Annotated in this window: 10 protein-coding genes; 7 read left to right on the plus strand and 3 right to left on the minus strand. The window is 66.3% G+C overall.

The annotated features are described in order from the left end of the window. Positions 1 to 117 precede the first annotated feature (117 nt). From ACIPIA_RS06030 to ACIPIA_RS06045, 4 genes are all read left to right on the plus strand, one after another. Positions 118 to 624, plus strand: a complete 507-nt coding sequence (locus tag ACIPIA_RS06030) for a chemotaxis protein CheW (RefSeq protein ID WP_400507629.1) — start codon at positions 118 to 120, stop codon at positions 622 to 624. A gap of 30 nt (positions 625 to 654) precedes the next feature. Then, positions 655 to 1,020 (plus strand): response regulator, encoded by a 366-nt coding sequence (locus tag ACIPIA_RS06035; RefSeq protein WP_038359309.1) that lies wholly within the window; start codon positions 655 to 657, stop codon positions 1,018 to 1,020. An 82-nt stretch (positions 1,021 to 1,102) separates the two neighbouring features. After that, the gene (gene cheB / locus ACIPIA_RS06040) at positions 1,103 to 2,206 is read left to right on the plus strand and encodes a chemotaxis-specific protein-glutamate methyltransferase CheB (protein WP_400507631.1); all 1,104 of its coding nucleotides are present in this window, start codon (positions 1,103 to 1,105) and stop codon (positions 2,204 to 2,206) included. Continuing rightward, positions 2,203 to 3,090, plus strand: coding sequence for a CheR family methyltransferase (locus ACIPIA_RS06045; protein ID WP_400507633.1), 888 nt, complete (start codon positions 2,203 to 2,205; stop codon positions 3,088 to 3,090). Before cheB ends, ACIPIA_RS06045 begins: the two co-directional genes overlap by 4 nt. Before the next feature lie 143 nt (positions 3,091 to 3,233). Here the strand turns inward: ACIPIA_RS06045 and ctrA are convergent, their stop codons facing one another. Continuing rightward, positions 3,234 to 3,935 carry a response regulator transcription factor CtrA gene (gene ctrA / locus ACIPIA_RS06050; protein ID WP_055729421.1) on the minus strand — a complete coding sequence of 234 codons (702 nt, stop codon included), beginning with the start codon at positions 3,933 to 3,935 and terminating at the stop codon, positions 3,234 to 3,236. A 433-nt stretch (positions 3,936 to 4,368) separates the two neighbouring features. Here ctrA and fliI point away from each other — a divergent pair, with 433 nt between their 5' ends. Beyond that, positions 4,369 to 5,712: a flagellar protein export ATPase FliI gene (fliI, locus tag ACIPIA_RS06055; RefSeq protein WP_400507636.1), complete on the plus strand. Its 1,344-nt coding sequence runs from the start codon at positions 4,369 to 4,371 to the stop codon at positions 5,710 to 5,712. Positions 5,713 to 5,749: 37 nt separating this feature from the next. Further along, positions 5,750 to 6,103, plus strand: a complete 354-nt coding sequence (locus ACIPIA_RS06060; protein ID WP_400507638.1) for a DUF1304 domain-containing protein — start codon at positions 5,750 to 5,752, stop codon at positions 6,101 to 6,103. A gap of 5 nt (positions 6,104 to 6,108) precedes the next feature. Here the strand turns inward: ACIPIA_RS06060 and ACIPIA_RS06065 are convergent, their stop codons facing one another. Then, positions 6,109 to 7,314 (minus strand): MFS transporter, encoded by a 1,206-nt coding sequence (locus ACIPIA_RS06065; protein WP_400507639.1) that lies wholly within the window; start codon positions 7,312 to 7,314, stop codon positions 6,109 to 6,111. 230 nt (positions 7,315 to 7,544) lie between these two features. Between ACIPIA_RS06065 and fliJ the strand changes: the two genes are divergently transcribed. Further along, complete coding sequence (gene fliJ / locus ACIPIA_RS06070) at positions 7,545 to 7,949, plus strand: flagellar export protein FliJ (RefSeq protein WP_400507641.1); 405 nt, start codon at positions 7,545 to 7,547, stop codon at positions 7,947 to 7,949. 57 nt (positions 7,950 to 8,006) lie between these two features. Here fliJ and ACIPIA_RS06075 read toward each other — a convergent pair whose 3' ends face one another. Continuing rightward, entirely contained in the window at positions 8,007 to 8,666 is a 660-nt protein-coding gene (locus ACIPIA_RS06075) for a GNAT family N-acetyltransferase (RefSeq protein WP_400507643.1), read from the minus strand. Positions 8,667 to 8,729 lie beyond the last annotated feature (63 nt).

The raw sequence follows: 8,729 nt of genomic DNA on the forward strand, positions 1-8,729 counted from the left end.
GCCGGACCTTCACATGCGCGCGGCACAGGCGGGTTTGGACGACGTCCTCGCCAAGTTCGATCGCCGGGCCCTGCTGGGCGAGCTCAACGCCGGCAGCGTCGACATGAGGCACGCGGCATGACCTATGCCTCTTCCGAGAAACCGTCTCCCGTCGGCGCCGCCGGCTTCGGCGACTCGCTCGACTACGTGACGATCAGGATCGGCGAGCAACTGCTGGGCCTGCCGATCGGCCGTGTGCAGGACGTATTCATCACGAACCGCATCACCGTGGTACCGCGCGCGCCGAGCGAGATCGTCGGCCTGCTGAACCTGCGCGGCCGCATCGTCACGGCGATTTGCCTGCGCCAGCGCCTCGGCAAGCCGGCCCAGCCCGCTCCCAGCATGCCGGGCGGCACCGAGCTGACAGCGATCGGCATCGACCACAACGGGGAGGCCTACGCCTTGATCGTCGACGCTGTCGGTGAGGTCGTTCGGCTGGACCGGTCCACGCTCGAGCCGCTGCCCGTTCATCTCGATCGCGTCTGGACCGCGCTGGCGACAGGTGTTCACCGCCTCGCCGACGAACTCCTCGTTATCCTCGATCTCGATGCCGTGCTTGATCTCGACCTTCCTGCCGCCGCCTGAGGCGCCGTTAAACAGTTTCGGAGACCGACCATGAAATATTGCCTTGTCGTCGATGATTCAGCCGTAATCCGCAAGGTCGCTCGGAGAATCCTGGAAGGTCTCCAGTTCCGCATCGCCGAAGCGGAAGACGGTGCGCGCGCCATCGACGCCTGCAAGGGTGAAATGCCGGATGCCGTGCTGCTCGACTGGAACATGCCGATCATGGACGGCTACGAGTTCCTGCGCACGCTGCGCCAGATGCCGGGCGGCAAACGGCCGAAGGTCGTGTTCTGCACCACCGAGAACGATATCGCGCATATCGCGCGCGCCATGCATGCCGGGGCCGACGAATACATCATGAAGCCCTTCGACAAGGAGATCGTGGCTTCGAAGTTCCATCAGGTCGGCCTGCTCTAAGGCTGCCGGTTTGGACAGGACCGAGCCGCCGCCCGCGCGAGCGGGCGACCCGACGGGCAAGACCAGCATGATGCCGACCCGCTTGCACTCTTCTGCTCAGCCTCACCGGCACAAGACGGTGGTGATCGCCGATGATTCCGTCGTCGTGCGCGGGCTGTTTGCGCGTTGGCTCGGAGAGGCCGGCCATTTTCATGTCGTAGCGGTGGCCGGGGACGGTGAAACCGCAGTCGCCCATGCGACGCGATACAAGCCCGATGTGATGGTGCTGGACCTCGACATGCCGGGTGTCGACGGAGCCACGGCCTTGCCGCAGATCCTCAAGGAAAGCCCCCATACCGGCATTCTGCTCGCCGCCACGCTCAACGAGCGGAATACGCGCATCGCGCTGGAATGCATGACAAAGGGCGCGATGGATGTCGTTTCGAAGCCCGACAGCCGCGTCGGCATGACATTGTCGCTCGATTTCCGCAGCGAGTTCCTGCTCAAGCTCGGCAATGTCGCCCATACGGCGGTCAAGCCAGGCACGCTGCCGCCGGAAGTCGACCTCGTGGATCTGCCGCATGGCGGGCCGGTCAATCTGCGCCCGCTGGTCTCGATGATGCCGCGCTATCTCGTCATCGGAGCCTCGACGGGCGGGCCGCGTGCCGTCGCGAAGGTGCTGTTCGACATCGGCGAGGGCCTGAACGACCTGACGACACTGGTCGTGCAGCATATGCCGCCACTGTTCACCGCTTCCTTTGCCGAGCAGATCGCCGGCCAGATCGGCATTCCCGCGCGGGAGCCTTGCGACGGCGAACGGCTCATGCGCGGCACTGTCTATATCGCCCCTGGAGGCCGCCATCTCGGCATCGATCGCCGCCTCGGCCACATTGTCGCCCGCATCGGCGACGAGGCCCCGGTGAACTTCTGCCGCCCGGCCGTGGATGTGTTGTTCGGCGATGCCGCGCGCCATCTCGGGGCCGCAGCCCTCGGACTGGTGCTGACCGGCATGGGGAGTGACGGCACCGAGGGCGCTGGCGCCCTGCGCCGGGCCGGTGCGGCCGTTCTGGCACAGGACGAGGCAACCAGCACGATCTGGGGCATGCCCGGCTCGATCGTGCGCGCCCATCATGCGAGCAGCGTCATCCCGCTCGACGAGATCGGAACCTCGATCCGCTGCCTGGTGCGGGGAGTACAGCCCGCATGACCGACGCCGATTTCACCTTCCTGCGGCTGTTGCTCCAGCAGCGTTCAGGCCTCTCGCTGACCGCCGACAAGCAATATCTGGCCGAAAGCCGCCTTGGCATCCTTTGCCGCCGGCGCGGCGTCGCCGACATCACGGCACTCGTCTCGCAGCTCCGGCTGGGCCGCGACCGTGCTCTGGAGAACGCCGTCGTCGATGCGATGACGACGAACGAGACGCTGTTCTTTCGTGACCGCACGCCCTTCGAGCTGTTCCGCGAGATCATTCTGCCGGAGCGCCTCGCTGCCAACGCAGGCAGCCGCTCGCTGCGCATCTGGTGCGCCGCCGTGTCGAGCGGCCAGGAGGCCTATTCCCTGGCCATGATGCTCGATGAAGCCGCCGCCCTGCTTGCAGGCTGGAAGATCGAGATCATCGGAACGGACATCTCCACCGAGATTCTCGAGAAGGCACGCGCCGGTCTCTACAGCCAGTTCGAGATCCAGCGTGGCCTGCCGATCCAGATGCTGCTCAAGCATTTCGAGCAGCGCGGCGACAAATGGCAAGTCTCTCAGCAGTTGCGCGGAATGGTCGAGTTCCGCCAGCACAATCTCCTGGAGCGGAACGACCATTTCGGCCGCTTCGATGTGATCTTCTGCCGCAACGTGCTGATCTATTTCGACGTCCCGACCAAGGCGAAGGTGTTGGAGCTGCTGGCTCCGCGCCTCGTTTCCGATGGCGCCTTCATCCTCGGCGCCGCCGAAACCGTCCTTGGCCTGGCGACGCCCTTCGCCTGCGATCCCGAGCATCGCGGCCTCTATCGCCGGTCTGCCCCCGCGCCCCAACCGCGTGCCAACGCGACGCGCAGCTTCCAGACCGGCATCGAGCCCCTGGCCGGCTGGCGCGGCTGACAGTCCCGCTCAGCAGCCCGCAAACAAAAACCCCGCCTCTCGGCGGGGTCCCGTCAACCTGTCGTGTACATCCGACGATCAGGTCAAAAACTGTATGCCGTCGCTTCATGACCGCCCGATGACGGGCGCGCGACGGAACCGTGTCAGGCGGGGATGCGTTCTTCTGCGTCGGACGGCTCGCGCAGGACATAGCCACGGCCCCACACCGTCTCGATGTAATTCTTGCCGTCGGACGCGTTCGCCAGCTTCTTGCGCAGCTTGCAGATGAAGACGTCGATGATCTTGAGCTCGGGCTCGTCCATGCCGCCGTAGAGATGGTTCAGGAACATCTCCTTGGTCAGCGTGGTGCCCTTCCGGAGCGAGAGCAGCTCCAGCATCTGGTATTCCTTGCCGGTCAGGTGCACCCGGGCGGCATCGACCTCGACCGTCTTGGTGTCGAGATTGACGACCAGATCGCCGGTGGTGATGACCGACTGGGCGTGCCCCTTCGAGCGACGCACGATCGCGTGGATCCGGGCGACCAGTTCGTCCTTGTGGAATGGCTTGGTGAGGTAGTCGTCGGCGCCGAAGCCGAGGCCCTTCACCTTGTCCTCGATGCCGGCGAGGCCGGAGAGGATCAGGATCGGCGTCTTGACCTTGGCGACACGCAAGGAGCGGAGCACCTCGTAGCCCGACATGTCCGGCAGGTTCAGGTCGAGCAGGATGATGTCGTAGTCGTAGAGCTTGCCGAGATCGACACCCTCTTCGCCGAGATCCGTCGTGTAGACGTTGAAGCTCTCGGATTTGAGCATGAGCTCGATGCTTTGAGCGGTCGCGCTATCGTCCTCGATCAGCAGAACCCGCATGTCCACGTCCCCAATTTCGCCCGCAGGGCAGGTTTGACCGTTGCTTACGCCCGGACCGTTCGGCCCTCGACGACGACGCACTTGCCCAATGAAACGCCACGCGACACGCTACGAGGAAACTGGTTAACAAACCGTGATTCCCAAGCGCAAGCGCTTCCTCGGAGAAAGTTAACGATCCTTGTCGAGGTGAGTCGAATTTGACACGGATCGGATGGCTCTCGCCCGCGAAAACGCCTTTTCGCGGAGGATGCTTCGGGAAACAGGATCAAATGGCCCTGCGACACGTGGCAGCCTCGATCCGCAGTGTTAATCACAGAGCTTAACGGCTGGTAAATGAGCGCAATTTGTTAGGAACCCTTACCAAATCATCCACAGGGGCGCTTCGCCCGAATTCCCGCTGGACCTTCCGGCCCGGCAAGGACGATACCGCTCCATGAATTCTCCCTCGCACGGCCATGATCGCCTCTCCGCCCTCGCCTCCGCGATCGAGCATCTCGAGGGCGTGAGCGTCTACGGTCGCGTCATCGGCGTCCGCGGGCTGCTCGTCGAGGTCGCAGGGCCGATCGGCGCCATGAGCCTGGGCGGGCGTGTCGGCATCGAGATCGCCCCCGGTACGCGCGTCCCCTGCGAGGTCGTCGGCTTCTCCGGAGAGAAGGCGCTGGTGATGCCCTTCGGCGGGCTCGACGGCGTGCGCCGCGGTTGCCCCGTCCATGTCGATCGCGCCCAGCCCGGGCTGCGCCCCAACCCCGCCTGGCTCGGTCGCGTCATCGATGCGCTCGGGCGGCCGGTCGATGGTGGCCCGCCGCTGCCGCAGGGCGACACGCTCTATGCCTTCCGCAACGACCCGCCGCCCGCCCATTCGCGCCGCCGCGTCGGTCGGCCGCTCGATCTCGGCGTGCGTTCCCTGAACGCATTCCTGACCTGCTGCATCGGCCAGCGCATGGGCATCTTCGCAGGCTCCGGCGTCGGCAAGTCCGTGCTGCTCTCGATGCTCGCGCGCTATGCGCAGGCCGACGTCAACATCATCGGCCTCGTCGGCGAGCGCGGCCGCGAAGTGCAGGAGTTCCTCCAGGAGGATCTCGGCCCGCAGGGCCTCGCCCGCTCGATCGTCGTGGTCGCCACCTCGGACGAGCCGGCCCTGATGCGCAAGCAGGCGGCGCTGACCACACTGGTGCTGGCGGAGTACTTTCGCGACCGCGGCCTGCAGGTGATGTGCCTGATGGACTCGGTCACGCGCTTTGCCATGGCGATGCGCGAGATCGGCCTCGCCGCGGGCGAACCGCCGACCACCAAGGGCTACACGCCGACCGTCTTCGCCGAGCTGCCCCGCCTGCTCGAGCGCGCCGGCCCCGGCACGGGCGACGGCGCCATCACCGGCCTCTTCACCGTGCTTGTCGATGGCGGCGACCATGACGAGCCGGTGGCGGACGCGGTCCGCGGCATCCTCGACGGCCATATCGTGATGGAGCGCTCGATCGCCGAGCGCGGGCGCTATCCGGCAATCAACATCCTGAAATCGGTCTCGCGAACCATGCCGCGCTCCTGCGATCCCGCCTATTATCCCGTCGTCCAGAAGGCCCGCGCCACGCTGGCGACCTATGCCGACATGGAAGAGCTGATCCGGCTCGGCGCCTATCGCCAGGGCGCCTCGGCCGAGGTCGACGAAGCCATCCGCCTCAATCCGGCGCTCGAAGCCTTCCTGAAGCAGTCGAAGGACGAAGCGACATCCCTCCCGGAATGCTACGCTCGCCTCGCTGCGATCATGGGCGGCGGCTGATGCCACCGATCAGCCCCTTGCTCGGGATGCCCCATCGATGATCGCTTCGGTTCTGGTCGGCCTCGTCGCCCTCATCCACATCTACATCGTCGTTCTGGAAATGTGGCTTTGGGACACGCCCCGCGGTCGCAAGGCATTCGGGCTCACACCGGAATTCGCGAAGCAGACGAAGGTTCTGGCCGCCAATCAGGGGCTTTACAACGGCTTCCTCGCGGCCGGGCTGATCTGGGGGCTCTGGCTCGGCAGCGGCGGCCTCGCGATCAAGGCATTCTTCCTCGGCTGCGTCGTCGTCGCCGGGCTCTTTGGCGCAGCCACGGCCAGCCGCAAGATCCTCTTCATCCAGGCGCTGCCGGCGGCGCTCGCGCTCCTCGCCCTGCTCTCCGGCCTCTGAGCCTGTCAGGCGCGGGCGAGCATGCGCACCAGCGCGAACATCGCCAGGAAACCGATCGCCTGGATCGCAGCCGAAGCGACCAGCGTCATGTCGGCGCCAAGCCGTTCGACCATGACGGCGAAGAGCAGCGGCGCGGCCGCGAAGGTGATGTTCTGCGGCACGGTGAGCCTGCCGAGCATGGTCGCGAAGCCGTTTCGGCCGAACAGGGCGAGCGGCAGCGTCGCCCGCGCCACCGAGATGACGCCGAGCGCCGCGCTGAACAGCAGCACGAAGCCCGCTGCCGTCGCGATCGTCATCGGCACGAAGGGCAGGACGAGACACATCGCCGGTCCGAGCAGCAGGCCGAGCAGTGCCGTCTTCTCCGCCGGCAGTCGCTCGCCGATCGTCGCGTCGATGGCCCGCGCCGCGATCGTCGCCGGGCCGCTCAGCGTCGCGATCCAGACGGCCTCGGCCTGGGTCAGCCCCGCTTCCTGGAAGAGCGTGATCAGATGCAGCGGCAGTCCCCAGGACACGAGCCCGCTCGCCGAGAACGCCAGCGCGACCAGCCAGAAGGCCACCCTGCGGGACGCGGACGGCACGCGCCCGTCCTCGCCGCTGCTGCGTATTCCGGTCACCGCCGCGGCGGGCCGCACCGGCTGGAAGCGCGGGACGGCGGCATAGATCGGCAGGACGATCGCGATCTGCATCGCCGCGAAGACCAGCAGCGTCACCCGCCAGCCGAAGGCATCCATCAGCGTTGCCGTCAGTGGCCAGAACACGCTCGAGGCAAGGCCGGTCACCAGCATCATCAGGCCGATGACGCGCCGCGTCCTCTCGCCCATCAGTTGGGCGATGGTGACGTTGCCGACATTCGCGAGCGACAGCGCGTGCCCGACTCCGATCACGAACCAGCTGCCGAGATAGCTGACCGGGCCCTGCGCGGCGGCGAGAATGGCGAGCCCGATCGCACAGATCACCGCGCCGACGCACATCGAGCGCCGCGTGCCCTCGCGATCGAGCCGGCGGCCGACCGCCGGCGCCAAGAGCGCCCCGGTGATGAGCAGGATGGTGATGCCGCCAAAGACGATCTCGACGTTCAACCCGAGATCGCGGTCGAGCCCGCTGACCAGCACCGAGGGCGAATAGAAGGTCGAGCCCCAGCCGATGATGCGCGTGAGGGCGAGGCCGGAGAGCAGCAGGCCATGCCCACCGAAACGAGAAGAGGCAGCCAAGACAGGAAATCCGCAGCGGGGCCGAATGGCCGCAAGCGCCAGTCAGTAGATCATTGCGACAATCGGTGGCAGCAGCGGCAGCGCGGCTTGAACATGCGGAAAAAGCAACCCGCCTCGGTAAGGAAAGGTCAACCTCCTTGCGCCATTCTGCGCCTCGTCTCGCGGATGGAGTTCAGGCGCGCGCCGAGGGGTCGGTGGCGGCCGATGCGTAATCAGGAGTTGAAAACGACATGAAGTCGCGAGAGACGCTTCTTCGGCTCAAGCGCTTCCAGGTCGACGAGAAACGTCGCCGGGTAAGCCAGATCGAGATGATGATCGCCGATTTTCACCGGATGGCGAGCGATCTCGACCGCGAGATCCAGGCGGAGGAAACCCGCGCCGGGATCGCCGACCCCGCCCATTTCGCCTACCCGACCTATGCCAAGGCCGCCCTCGGCCGCCGCGACAACCTGCGCCAGTCGGCCGACAACCTGAAGGGCCAGCTCGACGAGGCCAAGGCCGAACTGCAGGAGGCCTTCGAGGACATGAAGAAGGTCGAGATTCTCGATGATCGCGAGCGCGCCTCGGAGCGTGCCGCCGAGGCGGCCCGCGACCAGGCTACCATGGACGCGATCGGGCTGCGCTCGCGCGCCTGACCCGCTGCTTCACGAATTCAAGCGAAAGGGCGGCGTCCGGCGGACGCCGCCCTTTTCTCATGCGATGACCGGATGGTGCGCGACAGCGTCGCGGCGCAGCTTGCCGGAGAGCCGTGGATCGTCGTCGACCTCGACTCCCCGCTTGAAGACCGTGAAGCCGGAACGCTGGTAGAAGGCGAGCGCGGCGGGATGGTCGAGCGTGCAGGTATGCACCCAGAAGCGCGAGATCGGCTTCGCCCAGGCCAGCTCGAGGGCCCGGTTCATCAGCCAGCGGCCGGCCCCCTTGCCCACCACGGGCTCGTCCAGGCCGAAGAACGCGAGCTCCCCCTCCCCCGGCACACGGAAATCGAGCTCGAGCAAACCGACATCCTGCCCGTCATGGCGGGCTGCATACACGGCGACGGCCGGATCGGCGAAGATCGCCTCGAGCTCGGCGCGCGGCTTGGTCAGGCGGCTGAACCACATCCAGCGCTCACCCAGCTGCCGATAGATGCGCAGATAGCGATCGACGTCGCCACGGTCGATCGGATCGAGCGAGAAGCCTTCCGTCGCCGGCGGGTCGGCGCGTTCCTGCGGCCGCTCGAACATCTCCAGCGAGGTCACGATCGTGGCGATCTTGCCCGGCGGCAGGTCGGTCGTTCCGGTGAGGGTGATGGTCAGGCTCTGGGACATGAAAGGCAGGTCGCGTCTCGAAAGGGTGATCGTCGCCGCGATCATGACATGATCAGGTCCGAAAGAGCATCGCGTGATGATGCATGCCCGACGTGACAGCGCAGAGGA

This window comes from Allobosea sp. CER48 (genome assembly GCF_044752385.1).
Lineage (GTDB): Bacteria > Pseudomonadota > Alphaproteobacteria > Rhizobiales > Beijerinckiaceae > Allobosea.

What these genes read in the sequence shown, in the direction of transcription:
- ACIPIA_RS06030 (WP_400507629.1), top strand. Translation starts at nt 118, where the DNA reads ATGACCTATGCCTCTTCCGAGAAACCGTCTCCCGTCGGCGCCGCCGGC.
- ACIPIA_RS06035 (WP_038359309.1), top strand. Translation starts at nt 655, where the DNA reads ATGAAATATTGCCTTGTCGTCGATGATTCAGCCGTAATCCGCAAGGTC.
- ACIPIA_RS06045 (WP_400507633.1), top strand. Translation starts at nt 2,203, where the DNA reads ATGACCGACGCCGATTTCACCTTCCTGCGGCTGTTGCTCCAGCAGCGT.
- ctrA (WP_055729421.1), bottom strand. Translation starts at nt 3,935, where the DNA reads ATGCGGGTTCTGCTGATCGAGGACGATAGCGCGACCGCTCAAAGCATC.
- fliI (WP_400507636.1), top strand. Translation starts at nt 4,369, where the DNA reads ATGAATTCTCCCTCGCACGGCCATGATCGCCTCTCCGCCCTCGCCTCC.
- ACIPIA_RS06060 (WP_400507638.1), top strand. Translation starts at nt 5,750, where the DNA reads ATGATCGCTTCGGTTCTGGTCGGCCTCGTCGCCCTCATCCACATCTAC.
- fliJ (WP_400507641.1), top strand. Translation starts at nt 7,545, where the DNA reads ATGAAGTCGCGAGAGACGCTTCTTCGGCTCAAGCGCTTCCAGGTCGAC.
- ACIPIA_RS06075 (WP_400507643.1), bottom strand. Translation starts at nt 8,666, where the DNA reads ATGATCGCGGCGACGATCACCCTTTCGAGACGCGACCTGCCTTTCATG.